Here is a 23,192-nt window from a genome sequence, read left to right on the forward strand (position 1 = left end):
ACGTTGACAAGATTGTTCATCACCGGAGACGTTTAATGTGCCAAACTACCCCCAGGTATAGTGAGCAGTAACGCAATACGCAGATAGACTTTTTGTGGCAAGAGGGCTGGTAATGATCAACGACGCGCTACTTGAAGCCATAGAAGCTGAGTTGAAAAGGAGGCGTTTTCGGCTGCGCTTTGCCAAGATGCTTGAAGCACGTTTCGAAGCAGACACCCAGCGGCGTCGAAGCCATACCATTGTCGTGGCCGGGCTCATCGCCATTCCCATCTACTTCCTTTTTCTAATCAATGATTACAGCTTTCGCCCAGAGATATTCACGCAAATTCTGCTGCTTCGCCTGGGGTCCATTATTGTTTTCACTCTGCCTATTTTTTGGCTGATTTGCCGAGGCGTTCGGCCCGCTGTGCGAGAGATGCTAATGGCCAGCGTCGTAGTATTGACGATGTTGGTTTCCTGCGTGATTCTTACGGCCTCCACCGCGCCCTATTCTTATTTCGACGTTTTTTCCTTCGGCCTTATCCTGGTGGCAGGCAATATCTTCTTCCCGCTGCGCTTTTCGTACGCCTGTCTCTCATCGGCCGTCAGCATTTTGGTTATGTTGATATTTGTAGCGGATTACGAGCCTATGCCGCGAGAGGCAAAGCACCTAGCAATGCTGGGCATGTTTACCACAACGCTGTTTACCCTGGTCACCAACTATCGCCTTGAGCGTAGCGAACGCAAGTCGTACCTGCTAGTGCTAAGAGAAAGGATTCGCGCGGGCTACTATCAGGAAGATAATCAGAAGCTGTCTAAGCTATCGCTGACTGACCCGCTGACCAATATTGCCAATCGGCGCCAGTTCGACGCGAGGCTGACCGCATGTTGGCAGGATGCTGCTGAGCAGCGCACTTGCCTGGGTTTGATGGTGATCGACATTGATTACTTCAAAGCCTACAACGATTACTACGGCCATTTGCAGGGAGACGAGTGCTTGCGTCAGGTGGCGGCAGCCATGCAACACGAGAGTCGGGACGCTGAGTTGGTAGCCCGCTTTGGAGGTGAAGAGTTCGTACTGCTGATGACAAGTGCAGCGCCCACTGCCGCTCAGCAAATGGCGGAACGCATTCGTCATACTATCGAGGCGCTGCAAATTTCCAATCACGGTTACTCGTTGCAGAGTGTCATTACCGTCAGCATCGGTGTGGCAACGGTGTATCCCAGCGATAGCCTACAGTCGGCTGAACTTTTGGGTATGGCCGATGCCGCGCTCTATAAAGCCAAGCAGCAAGGCCGTAACTGTACCTGGGTAGCTGGTAAAGAGTGGCGTCTTAAGCACGAAGCCGCCGATAGATTAGGCCGTATTTCTAAATAGCGGGCTCGCTTTTGCGCCGCGCTGATTTGACAACGGCCCGGTTAGTAAGGACAAATACGCAAAAACTCTGAGGAGCACGCCGTGCAGCACGACCAACGCGAAGAATCCACGCGCTATGAAGCGTTAAGTGTCGATACACTGGGCAAACGCCTGGGTGAGATCGAGGCCGTTGCCCAGCGGGTTGGCGGCGACCCGCTCCGCTGGGAAATTCGCGAGGTGGGCGATGGCAACCTGAACCTGGTGTTTATCGTGACAGGTACCACGGGCAGTGTGGTGGTCAAGCAGGCGCTGCCCTACGTGCGCATGGTGGGCGAAAGCTGGCCGCTGCCGCTTTATCGCGCGCATTTCGAGTATTACGCCCTGGTGCGCCAGGCCAAGCGTGCCCCCAACATTGCGCCGGAGGTGTTTTATTTCGATAAGCCTCAGGCCCTGTTTGTGATGGAGTACCTTTACCCGCACACGATTTTGCGCCGTAAGCTGATCAAGGGCGAACGCGTGGCGCGCTTGGGTGAAACCATCGGCCAGTTTTGTGCGCGCACGGCATTTCGTGGCTCAGAGCTTTCTCTGCCAAGCCCTGAGAAAAAGCAGGATGTTGGCCTTTTCTCCGGCAACGTAGCGATTCCCGCGATTACCGAAGCGTTAGTATTCACCGACCCTTATTACGGCGCCGAGATGAATCACCACACGCCGGAGCTTTCGCCGGTGGTGGACGAGTTGCGCCGCAATGCGCGTTTAAAAGCCAAGGTTCAGCGGCTATTGATGAAGTTCACCGCCAACACCGAAACTATGCTCCACGGTGATTTGCACTCGGGCTCGATCATGGCGACCGACACCGACATACGCGTGATCGATCCTGAGTTCTCCCAGTACGGGCCGATGGCGTTTGATTTGGGAATGGCCGTAGCCAATTTCCTGATGGCGTACTTTAGTCAGCCTGCCCACCGCCAGGATGATGATCTGGACGATTACCAGGCGTGGATTCTCGACGTCATCGAGGCGTGTTTCACAAGCTTCGATGCCGAGTTCCGCCACTTATGGCAAACCGAGCGCACCGGCATTCTGTTCCCCAGGGCGCTGTTTGAAGACCAGGGCAACAGCGCAGACGACGCCTGCGATGCGTTGCTGGAGGAAATTCGCCTGGACGCGCTGGCCTACTGCGGTATCGAGATGCACCGTCGGGTGCTGTCACTGGCCCATAATGCCGACTTCGAAGAGATCGAAGACACTGCACTACGTGCCAGGCTAGAAGCCCGCAATGTGCTGATGGGCCAGGCGCTGATTATGGAGCCTGACGCGGTACGTGAAATACCTGCGCTTATTGAATTGGCCCAGGCGTATAACCGCCAGGAAGTTTTATAAACAGCCTTCTATAAAAGGCGTGCTATAAAAAAGCCGCGGACACTAGGTCCGCGGCTTTTGAATGGCTGTTGTATGACTCGCCAGGATTAACGCTCAGGCAGGGGCAGCCAATCGGCAAGCGCCACCTCGGCATGGGAGAACTGCGGCATATTTTCGCCCAGCGTTTCCATGTTGGTGATGGCGTTATCGTTCAAAAAGTCTTGGGTAATTAGTGTGGGTGGCACGATAACCTGCTGGCCCGGCGCTTCACCGGCCATGAGTAGCGCCAGCGTACGTACCGAGACTTCGCCTACCACCGTTGGATTGGTGGCAACTGTTGCGGCCCAGGGCGAGCCGGGTTCACGCATGGCGGCAATGTCGGAGGTGGAGATATCGGCTGAATAAATAGCGATATCCTCACCCAGACCCATTTCATCCACCGCTATTTTCACGCCTGCTGCAAACTCGTTGTAGGGCGCGAAGAAGACGTTAATCATCGGGTTGGCCTGAATTACCGCGCGGGCCTGATTGGCAACCGAGTTGGCGATCGGGTTGTCCAGCGTGCCGAATACGGCGGCTTCGGTCACACCGGGGTGAGCTTCTTTAAAGTCTTCCCAGGCGGCGTTACGCCGATCAAGCGGGGCGATACCCGGCACGTAGACATAACCTGCGGTAAAGCGGTCGCCGTTGTCTTGTAGTGCCTGGTCAAGCGCCATCTCGCCCAGCAGGTAATCGGACTGCTCGACTTGCGGGATAGCGGGGTTGTCCACTTCCACGTCGAACGCGACGACATCAATACCCGCCTCTACAGCGCGCTGGGCAGCGTCTTTCATGGACTCCGGCAGCCCGTGCTGAATGATGATGCCGTCCACGCCGAGCGCGATGGCCTGGTCCACCATATCTGCCTGCAGGGCTGCATCCTGGCGGCTATCCAGCACGCGAAGGTTCACACCCAGCGCAGCGGCTTGCGCCTCTGCACCCGACAGATAGGCCTGGAAGAAATCGCCCGTGGAGATGTAGCGGATAAGCGCGATGGTGACATCTTCCGGCGCATCAAAGGGTGCCGGGCGCTCCTCAGCGGTTGCCAGGCTGGTTCCCAGTAGCGCCATGGCGGCGGTAAAACTGACCGCAAAGCGTTTGAACATACGGTGTTTAAGTGCACAGTTTTTAAGAACAAGGTTTTTAAGTACAAGGTGTTTAAGCATAGCGGTATCCCCGTTGTTAACATTTTTAGTATTGAAGCGTTATTAATGACGGCCTGATTGGCCACGCCGTGAGGAGAGGTAAAAGGTGAACATAAGTGCCACCACCAATACCGCGCCTTTAACAAAATCCTGGGTGTAGTAGGGTGCATTCATCATCGTCATGCCTTGCAGCAAAATCCCCACAAAAAGCGCACCCATGGCGGTGCCAAATGCGTTGGGGCGTGCAGCACCCAGTACGGCAAAGCCAATTAGCGCGGCGGCTACGCTATCCAGCAGCAGGTTATTGCCGCTGGCAATATCGCCCCGGCCTAAACGGGCGGCCAGCAAAATACCGCCAATCGAGGCGGTAACGCCAGAAATCATGTACGCCGCGATCTTGTAGCGCTCCACAGGCGCCCCCACCAGAGCGGTCGCACGCTCATTGGAGCCAATCGCATACATCAACCTGCCGTGACGGGTAAAGCCTAAAAACAGCCAGATAGCGACCGCAATCAGTACAAACACCACCACCGGCACCGGAATCAAACGCTCCAGAATCAGATCAAAGCGGTGCCTGCCCAGCCACAGAAACGCCGCCGAGAACGTGCCTTCCGCAGTGGAACCATCGGCCAGCGACATGCCGGTGGCGATAGAGTTGCCTTGGGTAGGAATGCGCTGAAGGCCAATCAGCAAAAACATCATGCCCAGGGTGGCCAGCAGGTCAGGGATGCGGAACTTGACGATCAGCAGACCGTTAATAAGCCCGATGAACGCACCCATCAACAGACACACCGCCACGGCCACATAGGCGGGCTGCTCAAGCACCACCATGCAGTACGCCGCCAGCATCAACGAGGTGGTGGCCACGGCACCGATGGATAGATCAAACCCGCCTACCACCAGTGTGGTGGTCACGCCCAGTGCCAGAATGCCGGTAATCGCCACAGATTGAAGCACAAATACCGCCGAACGCGGGTTCGCAAAGCCCGAGGCTGCCAGGCTGAAGTAAACCACCAGCGCCACCAGCAACAGCAAGAAACCGTAGCGAATGGCCAACTCCAGGCAGCGGGCTTTCGCGGCGCTGGCGTTAGGCTTTGCCGGAGGCCTGGGCGACGAGGGCGTTGAGGTCGATATCTCGGTTGGATTGCTCACCAGCAATGGCTCCTTCATGTAACACAATAATTCGGTCAGCGATTTCAATCGCCTCGTCTAGTTCAGAGACAAACACCAGCGTTGCGCGCCCTTTGGCGGTCGCTCGGATATGGCGGCCTATATCCTGCCGGGCCCCGATATCCACGCCTTGAAAGGGCTCATCCAGCAGTAACACGCGACTGGGCGATTGAAGCCAGCGCCCGATCATGACCTTTTGCTGGTTGCCCCCGGAAAGCGTGCCAATCGAATCCGCGTGGGATTGGCAGACAATCCCCAGCTGGGCAATCATCTGCTTGGTACTGGCGCGCTGCTGACGGGCGCTCAGGAAGGCTCCGCGGGTAAAGGTTTTTAAAAACGGCAGCGTCATATTATCGGCGATATTGAAATCCCCGATCACGCCGTTGGTCGCCCTGTCTTTTACCGACATGAACACACCTCGGGCAAGCGCTTCACGTACATTAACGGGCGCATAGGGCTGACCATCGACCTGCATGGTACCGCTGCTTAAAGGACGCAACCCGAACAGCGTCTCGACAAGCGCCGACATTCCGCTGCCCAGCAGGCCGGTAAACGCGACAACTTCGCCGTCACCCACGCTCAAACTGACCGGTGCCGCCCCTTGAGCCAGTTCGACATTTTGCAAGGTCAGGATAGGCGCGCCCGGGGTTGCCGGTTCGATATCGGCATTATTGATCGCCTGGCCCAGCATGGCGTGCACGGCGGCGGTGAGATCCAGCGGCGCTTGATCGAATACACCGGAGATCTGGCCATCGCGCAGGCAGATGATGCGATCCGCCAGGCGTCTGATATCGGACATGCGGTGCGAAATATACACAATCGCCACGCCCTGGACGCGCAAGCGGTCGATTACCGTAAACAGGCGCTCGGCCTCAGAGGCGGAGAGCGATGAGGTCGGCTCATCCAGAATCAAAAGCCTGGGGGCATGGGCCATGGCACGGGCGATGCTGATCATCTGCCGGTCGGCCACCGAAAGGTCGGCAACGCGGGCGTTCAGGTCGATATCCAGCCCCATGGCGTCGGCCACTTCGCTTGCCTGCTGGCGGAGTTTTCTGGCGCTGATCCATAAGCCGTTTGCGCCGGAGGCTAATCTATCCAGCATCAGGTTGTTGACTACATCCAGGTCGGGGATGACGCCGTCATCGATGGATTGATGTACGGTCACCACGCCCTGGTGGATTGCCTCGCGTGCATCGCGCGGGCTATAAGGTTTGCCAGCAAGCTGCATCTGGCCGTGGTCGGCCGCGTGGTAGCCGCTGAGCACCTTGACCAGGGTTGACTTGCCAGCCCCGTTGGCGCCCATCAGTACGACGACTTCGCCAGCATTGATACGCATATCAATGCCACGCAAGACCTGATTGTTCCCAAAGGATTTATGAATCCCCTGGATATCAAGCACGCTCGCTTGCAAGACGGTTCTCCTTGGTAGGCATACGCTGTGAAGGGCGCAAGATCATCGGTAAAGGGGGGTGGAAAGTCAATCGCTGTGGCAGGCCATGTGGCAAGCATGAAAAGCACTGAGGCCAGCGCAAAAAGGACGCGGGAATTGAACCCGCGTCCTTTTTGTTACTGCCGATATTTACAGCTGATCAATCCGGTCAAATTTGCCGGCGATATCGCTCTCGGTCCAGTGGGGCACCCAGCCTTCCACGTTGTCAAAGAAACGCAGCGCGGTAAATTCAGGTTTTGGCCCCATATCGAACCAGTGGGGCGTGTTGGCGGGCACGCTGATCAGGTCGTTGCGGGTGCACAGCACCTGATACACCTTGTCGTCGATATGCAGGCAGAAAAGCCCTTGGCCTTTCACGAAAAAGCGTACTTCATCTTCGTGATGGCGGTGCTCGTTGAGGAACTTCTGGCGCATGGCGTCCTTTTCAGGATGTGTGGGCACCATGTGCAGCACATCCACCGTCTGGTAGCCGCCTTGGGTTTTCAAGCGTTCGATGTCGTCCTGGTAGAGCGCCAGAATATCGTCCTGGGTGGCGTTGTCGGCAATTTCGCCCGGCGTTGCCCAGCGCTCGAACAGTACGCCTACACGATTAAGCTCAGTTTTTATCTGCTCGCCGTCGGTAATATCGACCAGCGCGTTGTTTGGGTCTTGATCGGCAAATACTTTGAGTTGTGACATTAAGGCGCTCTCCGCTAGCTAATACTTGAACTGTTAAAGGCTAATTCGTCAGATTGATCTCATCAAAGCTTGTTACGCAAGCGTGCTGTGTTCCTGCCTGGGTGCCTTCACGCACTAGTTGCAGCGTCTGCATGCCCGCCTGCTTGGCAGCATCAAGCTCTTCGACCACATCGGATAGGAACAGGATTTCGTCGGCGGGCAGCTGTAGCTTGCTGACGATATGCTGATACGCCTCAGCTTCACGCTTATGGCCGATATGGGTATCGAAGTAGCCACTGAACAGCGGGGTCAAATCGCCCTCTGTGCTGTAGCCAAACAGCAGCTTTTGCGCCTGCACGGAGCCTGATGAGTAGACGTAAAGCTGCTTACCGGCCTCAGCCCACTGGCGAAGGCGTGGGGCGACATCGCTATACAGATGCCCTTTAAAGGCACCGCGCTGGTAGCCATCGGCCCACATCATGCCCTGGAGCGCTTTTAGCGGCGTGACTTTCTGGTCAGTTTCTATCCAGTGAAGCAGGGTTTCGACCACCTTATCCAGCGAGGCGTCCGGTTCCTTTAGCTCACCGCGCACCGCGTCTATCTGCTCAGCAACGTCCGGCTGGGCGGAGTGGGTGTTCACATACTCGGGCAACTGATCATGAGCGTAGGGGAACAGCACTTTATGCACAAAGCTGATATCGGTGGTGGTGCCTTCGATATCGGTGACCACGGCGCGAATGCTGGTGTTATCAAAACCTGGGGTACTAACATCTGAATGATTGATCATTTGGGCCACCGGCTCTCTTCAAGGACACAGGCAAGTAAAAACTCAATGGCTTCCAGGTGACGACGACATTCGGCAACGTTGCTGCCCACGGCATAAATACCGTGGCCCACCACCAGAAAGCCCCACGGCATCGGCCAGCCAGCCCGCACGTGGTCGGCCAGCTCGCTCATGTCCTGTGAGTTGGGCACGACCGGCAGGCAGATGGTGGCGTCATGCGTGCTATTACCCTGTAACGCCTTTTGCATTTCAAAGCCGTTTAGCGCAATACCATCCGGGAAACGGCGCGAAAGTACGGTGCTGGCCACGGTGTGAGTATGCAACACGCAGCCAATCGTTGGGTCCAAGCGATAGAGCGCCGCGTGAAGATCGCTTTCCGCACTGGGTTTTCCGCTGCCTTCAAGCACGCGGCCTTCAAGGTCGCAAAGCAGTAAATCGCCGGCCTGAATACGGGTTTTATCGCGGCCGGAAGCGGTCACCAGGTAACCTTGCGGTGCGCGGGCAGAAAAGTTGCCGCCCGTGGCGGGCGTCCAGCCTTGCTGGGCCGCCCAGGCAATAGCCGCTAGCAGTTCGTCTTGTGAGGTCATCGTAGGATCAGCATCGCGTCGCTTTCAAAGGCCTTCATTCTATATGATATGCTCCGCGGCTGATAAGTCGCGCGCTGTATTCGTGCGTTCCATAAGTGCATTGCATACGTGCTTTCCAATTAAGTGCTTTCCCATCCGTTCTTTATCTCAGTACTCAAGGAGCCCCTGATGCCTCATCTTCAGTCACGTAGTTTACGGGTGTATGCCGACTCGCTTGAGTACCTGGATCAAACCCGCTTGCCGCAGGCCGAAACATGGGTGCGCTGTGCAAGCCCGGAGGATTGGCAGGTAGCGGTCAAAAGCTTGGCGATTCGCGGTGCGCCGTTAATTGGTCTGAGCGCGGCCTTTGTGTTGGCACAGTATGCCGCGCAGCATCCCGGCCAGGAAAGCGAGTGGCAGTTGGTAAGTGACCGCTTACGGGCAACGCGCCCCACGGCAGTTAACTTGATGTACTGCCTGGACGCTATGGAAGCCTGCTTTGCTCAAGGGCCGGCTGCGCTTTCTGAACGCGCCGCCGCACTGTTTGAAGAGGACCGCGAGCTGTGTTTGCGGATGGCCGAGCGCGGTGCGGACTTACTGAAAGACAGCGAGCGAGTGCTTACTCACTGCAATACCGGTGCCCTGGCAACAGCCGGTGTCGGCACGGCGATTGGCGCGCTGGCGGTGGCCAAGAAACGCGGCGTAACGCTGCATGTATACGTCAACGAAACCCGCCCGCTGCTTCAGGGCGGCCGGTTAACCGCTTGGGAAATGGCCGACCTGAATATTCCGTATCAGTTGATTGCCGACAGCATGGCCGCAAGCCTGATGGCCGCTGGCAAAGTGGATAAAGTGATGGTGGGTGCCGACCGCATCTGTGCCAACGGCGACTTTGCCAATAAAGTGGGTACTTACATGCTGGCGGTGGTCGCCAATTACCATCAGGTGCCGTTCTACGTCGTGGCGCCCTACACCACGGTAGATAAAGCTTGCGCTACCGGCGATGACATTCCGATCGAACAGCGCGACGCCGCGGAAATACGCGGAGCCACCGGTGCTTTCGGGGATGTCGTTTGGGCGCCGGAAAATGCACCGGTGTGGAATCCCTCGTTTGACGTTACGCCCGCGTCGCTAGTCACCGGTTGGGTGCTGGATACCGGCGTGTTTGACCAAGCCGCTATTGCCCGTGGCGAACACTGCCGGTAGCGGCCTTTAGATTTAAAGCGTGGCGTCGGCGTGGGTTTGAATCACCATAAGAAAGCCTTCGCCGTAATCCTCAAGCTTGCGTGCGCCAACGCCGGAAATATCGCCAAGCGCCTGCAGGTTCTGCGGCTTTTGTTCGGCCATTTCAGCAAGCGTGGCGTCGTGGAAGATAACGTAAGCAGGCACGCCCTGGGCTTCGGCAAGCGCCTTGCGGTGCTGGCGTAGGGCTTCCCACAAAGGGCCGTGGCCGGGTGCTGCCGAGTTGCTCTTACTGCCGCGCCGGGCGGTCTTGGTTTTGCTGGGTTTGCGCAGGGTCAGTGACTGCTCGCCGCGCAGCACCGGCTTGGCGTCTGCCGTTAAGCGAATCCCACCATGACCCTCCATATCCACGCTTAGAAAGCCGCTGGCAATCAATTGGCGAAACAGCGCCTTCCATTCGTTGGCCGAGAGATCCTTACCGATGCCAAAGGTGCTGATCTTGTCGTGACCAAAGCGGGTGATGCGCTCGTTGTTTTTGCCCAGCAATACATCTATCAGGTACGTGACGCCGAAGCGTTGCTCGGTGCGGTAAACGCACGACAGCGCCTTTTGCGCCGCCACCGTGGCGTCCCAGGTTTCCGGCGGAGTCAGGCAGTTATCGCAGTTGCCGCAGGGTGCTTCCAGATGATCGCCGAAGTAGTGCAAAAGCGCCTGGCGGCGGCAGCTGATGATTTCGCAAAGCCCCAGCATGGCGTCGAGCTTCTGGTGCTCGATGCGCTTTTGTTGGTCGGCAGCGCTGGAGTCCTGCTGCATCTGGCGTAGCGTGATGACATCCTGTAGGCCATAGGACATCCATGCATCGGCAGGCAGACCATCACGCCCGGCGCGGCCGGTTTCCTGATAGTAGGCTTCAATACTTTTGGGCAGATTGAGATGGGCGACAAAGCGCACGTCCGGCTTATCGATGCCCATACCAAAGGCGATGGTGGCAACCACCACTACCCCCTCTTCACGCAGAAAACGGGTCTGGTGATGCTGGCGCTGTTCCGGGGGAAGCCCCGCATGGTAGGGCAATGCGGTTAGCCCCTGGCGCTCAAGCCAGGCGGCGGTGTCGTCCACCTTGCGCCGAGATAGGCAGTAAACGATCCCGGCTTCGCCTGCGTGGTTGTCGCGGATAAAGCGCAGCAACTGATCACGGGCGTTGCCCTGATTTTCAGCGATATGGTAGCGGATGTTGGGGCGGTCAAAGCCACTGTTATAAAGCGCCGCCGCACCCAATTGCAGATGCTCAACGATATCGCCTCGCGTGGGTACATCGGCGGTAGCCGTCAGCGCAATGCGCGGTACCTGGGGAAAGCGCTGATGAAGCTGGGAGAGCTGGCGATACTAGGGGCGAAAGTCATGGCCCCATTGGGAGACGCAGTGGGCCTCATCAATCGCAAACAGGGCAATCCGGGCCTGCTCTAGAAGCGCCTGCATACGCGGCGTGGCAAGCCGCTCGGGGGCTACGTATAAAAGATCCAGCGTGCCTTCCCGCAGGCGGTTCTCCACCGCGACCGCCTCATGGTAGTCGAGGCTTGAGTTCAGATACGCCGCGCGCACACCGTTTTGAACAAGCGCTGCCACCTGATCCTGCATTAACGCGATCAGCGGAGAAACCACGATGGCGGTGCCGTCGCGTAACAGCGCAGGAATCTGATAGCACAGTGATTTGCCTCCGCCGGTGGGCATTAATACCAGCGCATCGCCACCGGCCACCACATGATCAATAATCGCCTGCTGCGGGCCGCGAAAGCTGTCGTAGCCAAAGACTTCCTGCAGCACCTTGAGGGCCGCCGGGTTGGGTTCGCCGTGCATCCTCGCTCTCCTTTTTACCGAGCGGGGATTGTCGCACGAAAAAGCCTCTTACGCGTTTGCCTAGCGAATTCCTGCACGCAGAAACGACTGCACAAACTGGCGCTGAAAGAGCAGAAATGCGATCAACAGCGGCGCGATGCTTAACAGCGTGGCCGCACTGACCGTGGCCCAGTTAACCCCGGTTTCAGGGGCAGAAAATACGCCCAGGCCCACGGTTAACGGACGGCTTTCCACCGAGTTGGTGACCACCAGCGGCCATAAAAAATTGTTCCAATGGTGGCTGATGGAAACCAGCCCATAAGCCAGGTAGGTAGGCTTGGCCAACGGCACGTAGACCTTCCAGAGAATTTCCAGCCAGCTGCAGCCCTCAATGCGAGCGGCATCTTCAAGCTCGCGGGGGATGGTCTTGAACGTCTGGCGCAACAGGAAAATACCGAAGGCGCTGGCCACATAAGGCAGCCCAATACCGGTGATAGTGTTAATTAACCCCAGCTCGCTGGCGATGCGGTAGTTCTCCACGATCAGCACTTCGGGAAATACAAACAGCTGAATCAGTACCAGCATGAACAGCAGGTTTTTACCCGGAATGGGAAACCGCGCAAAGGCAAAGGCCGCCAGCGTACACACCACAAACTGAGCGAGTACTACGCCTGTCACCAACGCAAAGGTGTTGAGGTAATAGCGGCCAAAGGGCGCCTGTGACCAGGCGTTAACGAAATTATCCAGCGTCAGCGGGGCGAACAGATCAAAGCGCACCATAAATTCGCTGGGATGGAAGGCCGCCCAAAAAGCGTACAGCAGCGGGAAAATCCAAATCACCGCCAATAGCCACGCCGCCACAGTTTCAAGCGATGGAAGTGACAGTCGACGAGATCGAGGCGCACCCGCCGTTGGGTTCCGGGTGTTTGAGTCTTGAGTACTTGAGATAGCGGTGGGTGAACTCATTGGTAGTGCGTCCTGCGATCCAGAATCGTGAACTTCAGCGTGGCGACCACTGCAAGTACCAGTAGAATCACCACCGTAATGGTGGCCGCTGTGGTGCGATCAAAAAACGAGAAGGCATTTTCGTAGACGTAATACAGCAACAGGTTGGTCGCGTTATTGGGGCCGCCCTTGGTCAGGATAAACAGATGATCAACGACGCGTACCGCATTGATTAACGCGTTGATCAGCACAAACAGCGTGGTCGGCATCAATAGTGGAAACGTCACCCGCCAGAAGTAGCTCCAGCGGCTGGTGCCTTCAAGGTCTGAGGCTTCTTTAAGCTCAGGGGGAATGCCTTGCAGCGCCGCGAGATAAAAAATCATAAAAAAGCCGGCTTCTTTCCAGACCGACATCACGATCACCGAGCCCAGCGCAACGCTTGGGTCGCCCAGCCAATTCACCCCGGAGAACCCCAGCGCTCCAAGCAGCTTGTTAAACAGGCCAATTTGCGGGGCGTAGAAAAACATCCAGATATTGGCCGCGGCAATCATGGGCAAAATAGTCGGTGTGAAGTAGGCCATACGCACAAGGCCACGCCCCGGCAGTTTGCCGTTAACAAACAGCGCCATACCCAACGCCAACGCGATAGAGGCGGGGATTGTGCCTAACGCGTAAATCAGGTTATTGCGCGCTACCTTCCAGAACTTGGCGTCATCGAACAGGAAACGGTAATTCTCAAGCCCGACGAATTCCGGCGGTGCACCGCGAAAGCCGGGCAGAAACAAACTATTAATCACGGTAGTAATAGTGGGTAAATACGCAAAAGCGGCTAACAGCACGGCGGCGGGCAATAACAGCAGCGCGCCATACATCTGCATTTTGTGGTGGGCGGTTAATGCCATAGGTAACTACCGCAAGTGAAAAAACGCCGGGGCGAACCCCGGCGAATAGGTAAGAAAAGACTTAACGTGCGTAACGACGCAGTATGGCTTCCGCTTCACGCTGGGCCTGGTTAAGCGCAGCTTCCGGTTCCAGCTGGCCGGTTAACGCTGCCTGAACGGCGTTATCCAGCGTGCGACGAATGCGGCCGCCCTGGTAGGTGGAAAGCTCGGCAGTACCGTATTCCAGCTGGTCGCGGGCAACGGCGGCGGGCGGGAAGCTCTCCACGTATTCGCGCAGCGCATCGGTCTCGTAAGCGGCTGGGCTAACGCCCATGTAGCCCGTTTCAATCGACCAGTCGGCGGCGCGCTCGGGTGCGGTCATCCAGCGGATAAACGTCATCGCAGCGCGCTGCTCTTCCTCTGAGGCATCTTTAAAGACATAGAAGTTGCCGCCGCCGGTGGGGCTGCCGCGCTGGGTGTTCATGGGCAGCATGGCAACGCCGAAATCAAAACCGGCCTCATTGCGCACGGCGGTCAGGTTGCCGGTGGTGTGCCACATCATAGCGGTAGATTGTTCAAGGAAGTTCTGGCGCAGCGTGCCCCACTCAATGGTGCCATCCGGCATGGCGTCATGTTCGGTGGTTAGCGATACCCAGTACTCAAGGGCTTCAACGGCGGCGGGGTCATCAAAATAGACCTCGGTGCCGTCTTCACTCATCAATCGGTGGCCGTTCTGAAACGCGAATGCCTGGAACATCCAGTAGGGGTAGCCGGTAGACGGCACCATCACGCCCCACTGCTCACCGTTGGAGGCTTCGCGAACCGTCGCCGCCATCTCGGCCATTTCCTGCCAGTTTTCCGGCGGGGTTTCAGGGTCTAAACCGGCCGCTTCAAAGGCATCCTTGTTCCAGAAAAGCACAATGGTGGAGCGCTGGAAAGGAATGCCGTAGGTGTTGCCATCCAACTGGCCGTTTTCCATCAGGCCTGGGTAGAAGCTGTCGAGCCATTCGCGCTCTTCATCGGTTTTTACCAGATCATCGAACGCCACAATGGCGTCCTGCTCGATCAGTTCGTAAAGGCCGATGGAGAACATCACCGATAGCTGCGGCGTATCGCCTGACTCAATTGCCGACATCGTGCGCACGCGGGTGTCGTCGTAGTTGCCCGCGTAGATGGCTTCTACCGAGATATCGGGGTGTTCGCTCTCAAACTCATCGACGAGATTATCGATCACGTCCGTTAGGGCACCGCCGACCGATACGGGGTAGTACATGGTCAGGTCAACGGGATCAGCGCTTGCCTGGGCGGCGCTTAGTAGTCCGGCCACCAGGGCTGTGGTCGCAAAAGGGGTACGCAAACGCATAAAAGACTCCACGAACATCAATGTTGGAAAGAGCCCACGAAAGGTGGACGGGGAATTGAGCGATGTGCAGACAACAGTTGAACCGGCGACAGGTCATGACGCCGCAGCCCATCGCTACCAAACAGATGGGTACTTTCCGCCAGCCAGTGCAGGCGGCACGCTTGGCCGGTTAGCGCATGCTTGCCACTTAGCCGAACCCTTAGGGTATGGGTACCTACGGTGACGTGGGCGATGGTATCGGCGCCCAGATACTCCTCGCTAAGTACGGTGGCCGGAACACCGGGCTCTGATGCTGGGCGCAGCTCAATATCTTCAGGGCGAATGCCTAACTGCCCACCAGCGGCTTCCAGCGGCGCGACCGTGGTGGTCGGTTCGCCGTCGATAACAGCACCCTGATCGCCTTGGACAAGTGGTAACAAGTTCATGGCAGGACTCCCTATAAAGCTAGCGGCAAAGGCGCTGGCAGGCTGGTTATAAAGCTCGTCAGGCGACCCATCCTGAACGATGCGGCCGTGCTGCATAAGAATCACGCGGTCCCCCATGCTCATGGCCTCGACCTGATCGTGGGTCACGTAAATCACCGTCATATTCAGGCGGCTTTGTAGCGCCTTGATTTCCCGGCGCATATCGCTGCGCAGCCGCGCATCCAGATTGGAGAGCGGCTCATCCATCAAACAGATCGGGTGTTCAGAAATAATCGAGCGGGCAAGCGCCACCCGCTGACGCTGGCCACCGGAAAGCTGAGCCGGTTTACGGTTCAGATAATCGGTAAGGTCGACAAGCTCGGCCACCTTGGCCAGCCGATCGCGCTGTTCAGCTTTGGGCACCTTGCGACTGCGTAGGCCAAACACGATGTTGTCGGCAACGTTTAAATGTGGGAACAGGGCATAAGACTGAAATACCATGCTTAAACCGCGATCACCCGGCGGCAGGCGCGTAACGTCGCGCTCACCGATATGGATCTGCCCGTCGCTTGCTTCCTCCAGGCCCGCAATCATGCGCAGCGTGGTAGATTTTCCACAGCCTGACGGCCCGAGCAGAATGACAAACTGCCCGGGCGTCACCTCAAAAGAAATCTCATCGACAGCGGCCGTCGCACCCTAGCGTTTAGTAACGCGCTCCAGGCGGATACGCGATTGGCTCATACACACAGGCTCATATCTATACCACCAGCGGTTATCTATTGTTGGCCAGCTTGCGGTGAAAATGTTGCTGTTGTGTGACGTTTATATGGCGGGACTGTGTCAGGCAAAATCACTTGCTGATTTTAATGGCATACCGCTGCATTCGTCGTACCACGCTGGATTGGCTGATTCCTAGGCGATCCGCGATGGCGTAGGTGCTGGGTAACGTAGCGCTAAGCTGCAGCAGCGTTTCCCGTTCCAGCCGTGTTAAATACTCTTTGAGTGTTTCGTGAGATTCAATGGGCGACGTTAACGAAGAGACAGAGGTATTCGTTACGTTTGCCAGAGGCTGCTCGGTGGGAGGATAAACATGGGGTGTCTCGATTTGATCGGTGGGGCTTGAAAGCCAAGCTCTTTCCAGCCAGTTTTCGAGTTCACGCACGTTGCCCGGCCATTCGCTACCCATCAGGGTTGACCAAGCGCGGGTATCGAGGATTTTATGGCGACCATAGCGTTGATTAAGTCGTTTCAAACAGGCTTCGACAAGGTCGGGGATATCTTCACGGCGGTCGCGAAGCGGCGGCAATGTCACCGGAATCACGTTAAGGCGGTAGTAGAGGTCCAGACGGAATAGGCCAGCTTCTACTTGCTTAGCCAAATCCTGATTCGTGGCAACCACCAAGCGGAAGTCCACGCGACGTGGTCGTGTATCGCCTAATCGCGTCAAGCTGCCATCCTGAATTACTTTGAGCAGCTTGGTCTGCATCAATAGAGGTAGCTCACCAATTTCATCGAGAAACAGCGTGCCGCCTTCGGCCTGCTCCAACAAGCCGGCTTTACCCTGCCGCGCTGCACCGCTGAATGCGCCAGGCTGGTAGCCGAACATCTCGGATTCAAAAAGGTTCTCAGGGATAGCGGCACAGTTAACGTCGATAAAAGGCCCATCGCAGCGCTGGCTCCAACGGTGTAGCTGTTTGGCAAAGGCCGATTTCCCTACGCCGGATTCACCGAGCATCAACACATTGGCATCTGACGGAGCAACGCGCTTAAGCAGTAAAGCGATTTCGCGCATTACGTTACTGCGCACCTGTAGATTATCCAGCGCGTCATCCAAGGCCTGTTCATCCGCATCCGGTGCTATCTGGCTGCGCTTTAAGTGTTCGCTAAAGCGTTTTTGAAGCAGCGCATACTCATCTTGTAACAGCTGTAGATCCGTTAGATCCCGTGAGCGGCTGATAATGCGCTCTAGCTTGCCTTTGACGAAAACGGGGTAGGCTTCAGCGATAACGCGGCGTCCTGTTCCCGTTACCTGCATAAGTTGCGCAGGTCTGCGTGTCCGCATTACTTCCATGCTGATAGACGGTTTGAGCACGCCAGCGGTTTGTAGCTGCTGAACGCTACTGGAAAGCAGCTCTTCCCGTGATACCCCATAAACAGCTTCTGCCCCTGGGCTGATATCCACTATTTGCCCATTGCCGCTGACGATAAAGAAGTGATCGTTAGCGGTTTCCACAATAGTTTGCAGTACATGCCTGTCGATGTCGCTCATCAGAAGGCCCTTTGCTGATTCATTTTTGTATTGTCGATTCATTATTGAATTAATTTTACGCTCTTTGGATTCACTTTTGCATTAAGAGATGTAAGCAGCCGCCTGTTTACTGGCTTTATCGACTTGGCATGCCATATGCAGTGTCTTTACCAATCAGTTTTACAGCCAAGCTTTATAAATAAGCAGGTTTTTCAAACAAGGCGTTTGGTAACGCGCCAATATTCATAAAGCCAAGGAGATAAGCATGTCTGAATTCAATCAGCCATTGGGCGGTAACAGCGTGCCGCGTTTCGGCGGGCCTGCCACGATGATGCGCCTACCCACGCAAGAGAGTGCGGCTGGCCTGGATGCGGCGTTTATTGGCATTCCAATGGATATTGGCACCTCTAACCGCCCCGGGACACGTCTTGGACCCCGCCAGATTCGTGATGAGTCTCGCATGCTTCGCCCCTATAACATGGCGACTCGTGCAGCACCTTTTGAAAGCCTGCAGGTGGCGGATATTGGCGATGTGCCGATCAACACCTTTCATCTTCCCAAAAGCATCGACATCATCACTGCGTTTTTTGATGACGTACTTAGCCACAACTGTACTCCGCTGACCCTGGGCGGTGATCACACCATGACGCTGCCGATTCTGCGCGCCATGGCCAAGAAGCATGGGCCGGTCGGGCTGATTCATATCGATGCCCACGCGGATGTGAATGAACACATGTTTAATGAGCCGATTGCCCACGGCACTACCTTCCGCCGCGCTCAGGAAGAGGGATTGTTAGCGGCTAACAAGGTTGTCCAGATTGGTCTGCGGGGCACGGGCTACTCCGCCGAAGATTTTGACTGGTGCCGTGACCAGGGCTTTCGTGTGGTGCAGGCAGAGGAGTGCTGGTACCGCTCGTTGGCGCCACTAATGGAAGAGGTGCGTGAACAGATGGGGGATACACCAGTGTATATCAGCTTCGATATCGATGGTCTGGACCCCTCGGTTGCCCCCGGAACCGGCACGGTGGAAATGGGCGGGCTGACCTCGGCCCAAGGGCTTGAAATTGTTCGTGGTGCCGCAGGTTTGAACATCGTCGGCGGCGATTTGGTGGAGGTTTCCCCACCGTATGACGCTAGCGGTAACACCGCGCTAATGGGCGCCACGCTGCTGTATGAAATGCTCTGCGTGTTGCCGGGCGTCAAGCAGGGCGATTGAACTACCGCTTAGCTAGTGATTTAAAAGCGCTATCTAATAAATGCGCTATGACAAGAGACAGCAAGGGAGGCCTCGCCTCCCTTCAGGACGCCGCCAGCCCACCTCCAATAATCACATCCAACAGGTGAACCGTATGTCGTATTCCCAAGTGAAATCAGATGGCCCCGCGTCGTCGGCGCCAATACCTCGTAACCATTTGCTGAAGTTCCTGATCCCCTCGGTCATCGGCGTTTTGCTGTTTCTCATTCCTTTTCAGATAGGCGATTCCGTCAATATCGGCATGGGAGTGTTGGCCGATGGTCTGCAGTCATTGCTGGGTGAGGCATTACCTGCCATTGCCATGGCGGTACTACTCCTGTCGGTCGCAGTGACGCTATATGTTAAAGCAGCAAAACCAGCGTGGGCTCAAAATGGCCACTTTAAGGATATGTTCGATGTGGGCGCTATCTGGGTCGCCATGCGTCTATTAGGGGCCGTCTTTGTGGTGATGACCTATTTCCAGGTCGGCCCGGAATTTGTCACCGCCTCGTTTACGGGCGGTGTCATGCTCAATGACCTGGCGCCAGTGCTACTAACCTTCTTTTTCTTCGCCGCCATTCTGCTGCCGTTTCTGGTCGAGTTTGGTTTTATGGAGTTTATTGGCAGCATCGTGCGTAAACCGTTTCGGGTGATTTTTAACCTGCCGGGGCGCAGTGCCATTGATGCAACAGCGTCCTGGATGGGCTCTGGAACCGTGGGCGTTTTAATCACCGCCCAGCAGTATGAGCAGGGCTACTACAATGGCCGCGAAGCATCGGTGATTGCGACCAACTTTTCCGTTGCCTCTATCGCCTTTAGCCTGCTGGTCACTAACTTTGTCGGCATTAACCACCTCTTCGTACCCTTTTACTTTACCGTGGTGGTTTCTGGGTTAATCGCGGCGGTGGTGGTGGCGCGTATTCCTCCACTATCGCTTAAATCCAATGACTACTACGAGCCGGTAGGCTGTCAGATAAGCGAAGAGCGTACCGAAAACGTCGGCCTTTTCCGCTATAGCCTTCTGCAAGCTACCCGCCGTGCCGCTGGCGCTCCTGGACCTCAAGCGCTTGCGAAATTAGCGCTGATCAACGTGATCGATATTTTCCTGACGTTGCTTCCCTTGGTGTTTGCTATCGGCACCGTGGCGCTGATTCTGGCTGAGTTTACCCCGCTGTTTACCTGGCTCTCCTATCCGATGGTGCCGGTGCTTGAACTGCTGCGCATTCCTGAAGCACAGGCCGCTGTCCCGGCGACCTTAGTAGGCTTTGCCGATATGTTCCTGCCCGCCGTGCTGGCCACCAATATTGAAAGCGAGCTGACCCGCTTTGTGATTGCCTGCCTCTCCATGACGCAGCTGGTGTACATGTCTGAAATCGGCGCGCTGCTGCTCAAGTCCAAGATTCCTATCAAATTCTGGGAGCTGGTCGTGGTGTTTTTACTGCGCACTGCAATCACACTGCCGATCATCGCCTTTATGGCCCATACGTTCTTCTTTTAAGGGACTATTTATGAGCGTTAGCAAGACACTGACCTGTGCCGAGCTGCTAATCCACCTGCTGCGCGACACTTATGGCGTACGTGCACTGTTTGGTATTCCCGGCGTGCACACCGTCGAGCTTTATCGAGGCCTGGAAGGTAGCGATGTACAGCACGTTACTCCGCGTCACGAGCAGGGCGCAGGCTTTATGGCCGACGGCTATGCCCGGGCAAGCGGCAAGCCCGGCGTTTGCCTGATTATAACCGGGCCAGGTATGACCAATATCGCCACCGCCATGGGCCAGGCCCTGGCGGATTCAATTCCGATGCTGGTGATCTCAAGCGTTAACCGCCGCGATACGCTGGGTCTTGGCCAAGGGCGGCTGCATGAGCTGCCCAGCCAGCAGCAAATGATCAGCGGTGTGGCACGCTTTAGCCATACGTTATTAGATGCCAAGACTTTGCCCGACGTGCTGGCCCGCGCCTTCGCCGTCTTTAACGGCGCGCGACCGGGGCCGGTGCACATTGAAATCCCCATCGATTTATTTAACGCCCCGGTTAATGCGCCGCTCACGTGGCAGGCGCCAATGCTTTATCGCGCCGCGCCCGACCCCGAGGGGCTTGGCGAGGCCGCTCGCTTACTGCAAACGGCGAAACAGCCTTTGGTGCTACTGGGCGGCGGCTGTGTTTCAGCACCGCAGGCCGCACGCGCCCTGGTTGAGCAGTTGGATGCGCCCACGGTGACCACGATTAACGCTAAAGGCCTGCTGGGCCGTAATCACCCGTTGGATTTAGGCGCTAACGCCGCGTTGCCTGCGGTGCGTGAGCTTGCCGCAAACGCGGATGTGATTCTGGCGGTGGGCACTGAGTTGGGTGAAACCGACTACGACGTAGTGTTTGATGATGGCTTTCATCTTAACGGCGCGCTGATTCGGATCGATCTCGACCCCGAACAGCTGGTGCGTAACCAGCGAACGACGCTTGGCTTGGTGGGCGATGCCGGGCGCAGTCTGGAGCTGCTGCTTAGCCATATCCCTGAACCGTTGAAGTGTAACGGCGCTGAGCGAACTGCCGCTGCACTGAATGCGCTCGACCTTGTCAATGATCCGGCGTTTAGCGACTTTGTGCCGCTTTATCACACGCTAGCCGAGCATCTGCCTGACGCTATTTTGGTAGGTGACTCCACCGCGCCTGTATACGCAGGCAACCATTTGGTCAGCCAGCCAGAGCCGAGGCGCTATTTCAACGCGTCAACGGGGTACGGCACCTTAGGGTACGGGTTGCCTGCCGCATTAGGTGCACAGCTAGCGAGAGCTGATTTGCCGGTGATAGCGCTAGTGGGAGACGGCGGGGTGATGTTTACCCTCTCAGAACTTGCAACCGCCGTAGAAGAGCGCCTCCCGGTAGTGATCGTGCTGTGGCACAACGCCGGTTACGAAGAGATTCGCCGCTATATGGACGCCAATGGCGTGGCGCGTCTAGGCGTGGATATTCAGGCGCCTAACTTTCTCACCCTGGCTGAAGGTTTTGGTTGCCCTGGCGTACTGGTAGAAAGCCCTGCCGAGCTTGTCCAGGCCTTAATTGACCGCGTACCCAACGGACCACTACTGATCGAAATAGATGCCGCTGCCTGGCAGCGTGCGATTTCTGACTAGGACATTTCCATGCAGCTACTCAAACAGCAGTTTATAAATAATCAGTGGGTTGCTTCCAAGGGCACCTGCCTGCTCGACGTGATGAACCCCTACCGTGAAGAGCGTATTGCCCAAGTAACCGCTGGGGATGAGGCCGATGTCGATGCAGCGGTGCACGCTGCCCAACAGGCGCAGCCTGCTTGGCAATCGCTGGGTGGTGCCGCACGTGCAAAGTATCTAGAAGGGTTTGCCGATGCACTGGAAGCCCGTCGAGCGTCGTTAATCACCCTTTCAGCGACTAATAACGGTAAGCCGTTAGCGGAAGCCGGAATCGACTTGGAAGATGCGATTGCCTGTTACCGCTATTACGCCAAGCGGGCAAACGCGCTGGACGCCCGCCAAGGCGAGCGAGTAGATGTAGAAATGGAGGGTGTTGAAGCACGCACTTACCATGATCCTGTGGGCGTGGTCGGGCTGATTACTCCGTGGAATTTTCCCTTGGTCACCAGCGCCTGGAAGCTCGCACCTGCGTTAGCCGCTGGCTGTACGGTCATCTTGAAACCTTCAGAGGTGGTGCCGTTGCCCGAGCAGGCGCTGGCTGAGATCGCGTTGGAAATTGGTCTGCCTGCTGGTGTCTTGAACCTACTTAACGGTGACGGCGAAGGCATCGGCGTACCGCTAACGAATCATCCAGGCGTGGATAAAATTTCCTTTACCGGCAGCAACCGGGTGGGCGAGGCGGTCATGCACGCCGCCAGCGCTCGCACCGCCAGCGTATCCCTGGAACTCGGTGGAAAATCACCGATTATCGTGATGGAAGATGCCGACCCCGACCAAGCCGCTGATTGGGTAATGGCGGGTATTTACTTCAACGCCGGGCAGATATGCTCCGCAACTTCACGTTTACTGGTTCACGAAAACGTCGCCGAAGCGCTCTATGCAGCGCTCGCCGAGCGTATGGATGCTTTAACCCTAGGCGACCCGCTGGTCGAGGGCACTGATCTTGGCCCGCTGACCAGTGCCAAGCAGCGCGACGCGGTGCAACGTTATTTGGACACTGCGGTAGAGGAAGGGCTAACCGCGGTACGCGATAGGCAACACCGCACGCTGCCTGACCAAGGTTACTTTCTAGCGCCGACGCTTTACCGCGACGTACCGGTCGAGAGCCGCCTATGGCAGGAGGAGATCTTCGGCCCCGTACTCTGCGCACGCAGCGTTACCAGTGAAGAAGAGGCTATTACACTCGCCAATGATAGTGCCTATGGCTTGGCAGCCACGGTAATTAGTGGTGATGCCGAGCGGGCAAAGCGTATTGGCAAGAAGCTCAAGGCGGGAAGCATCTGGTACAACAGCGAACAGCTGGTACTGCCCGAAACCGCCTGGGGCGGTTTCAAGCAAAGTGGCATCGGCCGCGAACTCGGTCCTTGGGGGTTAAGCGCTTACCTTGAGGTGAAGCACGTAGTGGGACCTGCGTAGGCTCTAT

17 protein-coding genes and 2 pseudogenes are annotated in these 23,192 nt (G+C 56.7%); 7 read left to right on the top strand and 12 right to left on the bottom strand.

What is annotated here, in order from left to right; genetic code table 11:
* The first annotated feature begins 112 nt into the window (after positions 1-112).
* Both INT33_RS07495 and mtnK read left to right on the top strand, forming a co-directional pair.
* Positions 113-1,357: a GGDEF domain-containing protein gene (locus tag INT33_RS07495; RefSeq protein WP_192538141.1), complete on the top strand. Its 1,245-nt coding sequence runs from the start codon at positions 113-115 to the stop codon at positions 1,355-1,357.
* An 81-nt stretch (positions 1,358-1,438) separates the two neighbouring features.
* Positions 1,439-2,716: an S-methyl-5-thioribose kinase gene (mtnK, locus tag INT33_RS07500; RefSeq protein ID WP_193091519.1), complete on the top strand. Its 1,278-nt coding sequence runs from the start codon at positions 1,439-1,441 to the stop codon at positions 2,714-2,716.
* Positions 2,717-2,802: 86 nt separating this feature from the next.
* Here mtnK and INT33_RS07505 read toward each other — a convergent pair whose 3' ends face one another.
* The 6 genes from INT33_RS07505 to mtnB all read right to left on the bottom strand — a co-directional run bounded on the left by INT33_RS07505 (position 2,803) and on the right by mtnB (position 8,527).
* Positions 2,803-3,900: a substrate-binding domain-containing protein gene (locus INT33_RS07505; protein ID WP_226940106.1), complete on the bottom strand. Its 1,098-nt coding sequence runs from the start codon at positions 3,898-3,900 to the stop codon at positions 2,803-2,805.
* 42 nt (positions 3,901-3,942) lie between these two features.
* A complete protein-coding gene (locus INT33_RS07510; protein ID WP_319643920.1) occupies positions 3,943-5,031 on the bottom strand; it encodes an ABC transporter permease in 1,089 nt (362 codons plus the stop codon).
* Complete coding sequence (locus tag INT33_RS07515) at positions 4,967-6,460, bottom strand: sugar ABC transporter ATP-binding protein (RefSeq protein ID WP_193091520.1); 1,494 nt, start codon at positions 6,458-6,460, stop codon at positions 4,967-4,969. Before INT33_RS07515 ends, INT33_RS07510 begins: the two co-directional genes overlap by 65 nt.
* 168 nt (positions 6,461-6,628) lie before the next feature.
* Entirely contained in the window at positions 6,629-7,177 is a 549-nt protein-coding gene (locus INT33_RS07520) for a 1,2-dihydroxy-3-keto-5-methylthiopentene dioxygenase (protein WP_193091521.1), read from the bottom strand.
* A gap of 40 nt (positions 7,178-7,217) precedes the next feature.
* A complete protein-coding gene (mtnC, locus tag INT33_RS07525; protein WP_193091522.1) occupies positions 7,218-7,943 on the bottom strand; it encodes an acireductone synthase in 726 nt (241 codons plus the stop codon).
* Entirely contained in the window at positions 7,940-8,527 is a 588-nt protein-coding gene (mtnB, locus tag INT33_RS07530; RefSeq protein WP_193091523.1) for a methylthioribulose 1-phosphate dehydratase, read from the bottom strand. The genes mtnC and mtnB overlap by 4 nt, the downstream gene beginning before the upstream one ends.
* A 168-nt stretch (positions 8,528-8,695) precedes the next feature.
* Here mtnB and mtnA point away from each other — a divergent pair, with 168 nt between their 5' ends.
* Positions 8,696-9,712 (top strand): S-methyl-5-thioribose-1-phosphate isomerase, encoded by a 1,017-nt coding sequence (gene mtnA, locus INT33_RS07535; RefSeq protein WP_193091524.1) that lies wholly within the window; start codon positions 8,696-8,698, stop codon positions 9,710-9,712.
* Between the two features lie 12 nt (positions 9,713-9,724).
* Here mtnA and recQ read toward each other — a convergent pair.
* The 6 genes and pseudogenes from recQ to INT33_RS07565 all read right to left on the bottom strand — a co-directional run bounded on the left by recQ (position 9,725) and on the right by INT33_RS07565 (position 17,386).
* A pseudogene (gene recQ / locus INT33_RS07540) lies at positions 9,725-11,545 on the bottom strand (DNA helicase RecQ).
* Between the two features lie 60 nt (positions 11,546-11,605).
* Positions 11,606-12,490 (bottom strand): carbohydrate ABC transporter permease, encoded by an 885-nt coding sequence (locus INT33_RS07545; RefSeq protein ID WP_226940108.1) that lies wholly within the window; start codon positions 12,488-12,490, stop codon positions 11,606-11,608.
* Positions 12,487-13,371, bottom strand: a complete 885-nt coding sequence (locus INT33_RS07550; protein ID WP_193091525.1) for a carbohydrate ABC transporter permease — start codon at positions 13,369-13,371, stop codon at positions 12,487-12,489. Before INT33_RS07550 ends, INT33_RS07545 begins: the two co-directional genes overlap by 4 nt.
* 61 nt (positions 13,372-13,432) lie before the next feature.
* Positions 13,433-14,713, bottom strand: coding sequence for an ABC transporter substrate-binding protein (locus INT33_RS07555; RefSeq protein WP_193091526.1), 1,281 nt, complete (start codon positions 14,711-14,713; stop codon positions 13,433-13,435).
* Between the two features lie 17 nt (positions 14,714-14,730).
* Positions 14,731-15,858 (bottom strand): annotated as a pseudogene (locus tag INT33_RS21445) (ABC transporter ATP-binding protein).
* Between the two features lie 109 nt (positions 15,859-15,967).
* Positions 15,968-17,386 carry a sigma-54 interaction domain-containing protein gene (locus tag INT33_RS07565; protein ID WP_193091527.1) on the bottom strand — a complete coding sequence of 473 codons (1,419 nt, stop codon included), beginning with the start codon at positions 17,384-17,386 and terminating at the stop codon, positions 15,968-15,970.
* A gap of 244 nt (positions 17,387-17,630) precedes the next feature.
* Here INT33_RS07565 and speB point away from each other — a divergent pair, with 244 nt between their 5' ends.
* The 4 genes from speB to INT33_RS07585 all read left to right on the top strand — a co-directional run bounded on the left by speB (position 17,631) and on the right by INT33_RS07585 (position 23,185).
* Positions 17,631-18,581, top strand: coding sequence for an agmatinase (speB, locus tag INT33_RS07570; RefSeq protein ID WP_193091528.1), 951 nt, complete (start codon positions 17,631-17,633; stop codon positions 18,579-18,581).
* Between the two features lie 133 nt (positions 18,582-18,714).
* Entirely contained in the window at positions 18,715-20,097 is a 1,383-nt protein-coding gene (locus tag INT33_RS07575; RefSeq protein ID WP_193091529.1) for a YjiH family protein, read from the top strand.
* 10 nt (positions 20,098-20,107) lie between these two features.
* The gene (locus tag INT33_RS07580) at positions 20,108-21,730 is read left to right on the top strand and encodes a 5-guanidino-2-oxopentanoate decarboxylase (RefSeq protein WP_193091530.1); all 1,623 of its coding nucleotides are present in this window, start codon (positions 20,108-20,110) and stop codon (positions 21,728-21,730) included.
* A gap of 9 nt (positions 21,731-21,739) precedes the next feature.
* Positions 21,740-23,185 carry an aldehyde dehydrogenase family protein gene (locus INT33_RS07585; RefSeq protein ID WP_193091531.1) on the top strand — a complete coding sequence of 482 codons (1,446 nt, stop codon included), beginning with the start codon at positions 21,740-21,742 and terminating at the stop codon, positions 23,183-23,185.
* Positions 23,186-23,192: the final 7 nt, after the last annotated feature.

The organism is Halomonas colorata (assembly GCF_014897985.1).
Taxonomy (GTDB): domain Bacteria; phylum Pseudomonadota; class Gammaproteobacteria; order Pseudomonadales; family Halomonadaceae; genus Vreelandella; species Vreelandella colorata.

Coding starts and splice junctions, on each gene's coding strand:
- mtnB (WP_193091523.1), bottom strand. CDS start 8,527: ATGACCTCACAAGACGAACTGCTAGCGGCTATTGCCTGGGCGGCCCAG.
- INT33_RS07585 (WP_193091531.1), top strand. CDS start 21,740: ATGCAGCTACTCAAACAGCAGTTTATAAATAATCAGTGGGTTGCTTCC.
- INT33_RS07565 (WP_193091527.1), bottom strand. CDS start 17,386: ATGAGCGACATCGACAGGCATGTACTGCAAACTATTGTGGAAACCGCT.
- INT33_RS07580 (WP_193091530.1), top strand. CDS start 20,108: ATGAGCGTTAGCAAGACACTGACCTGTGCCGAGCTGCTAATCCACCTG.
- INT33_RS07575 (WP_193091529.1), top strand. CDS start 18,715: ATGTCGTATTCCCAAGTGAAATCAGATGGCCCCGCGTCGTCGGCGCCA.
- mtnC (WP_193091522.1), bottom strand. CDS start 7,943: ATGATCAATCATTCAGATGTTAGTACCCCAGGTTTTGATAACACCAGC.
- INT33_RS07555 (WP_193091526.1), bottom strand. CDS start 14,713: ATGCGTTTGCGTACCCCTTTTGCGACCACAGCCCTGGTGGCCGGACTA.
- INT33_RS07520 (WP_193091521.1), bottom strand. CDS start 7,177: ATGTCACAACTCAAAGTATTTGCCGATCAAGACCCAAACAACGCGCTG.
- speB (WP_193091528.1), top strand. CDS start 17,631: ATGTCTGAATTCAATCAGCCATTGGGCGGTAACAGCGTGCCGCGTTTC.
- INT33_RS07495 (WP_192538141.1), top strand. CDS start 113: ATGATCAACGACGCGCTACTTGAAGCCATAGAAGCTGAGTTGAAAAGG.
- INT33_RS07505 (WP_226940106.1), bottom strand. CDS start 3,900: ATGCTTAAACACCTTGTACTTAAAAACCTTGTTCTTAAAAACTGTGCA.
- mtnA (WP_193091524.1), top strand. CDS start 8,696: ATGCCTCATCTTCAGTCACGTAGTTTACGGGTGTATGCCGACTCGCTT.
- INT33_RS07545 (WP_226940108.1), bottom strand. CDS start 12,490: ATGAGTTCACCCACCGCTATCTCAAGTACTCAAGACTCAAACACCCGG.
- INT33_RS07550 (WP_193091525.1), bottom strand. CDS start 13,371: ATGGCATTAACCGCCCACCACAAAATGCAGATGTATGGCGCGCTGCTG.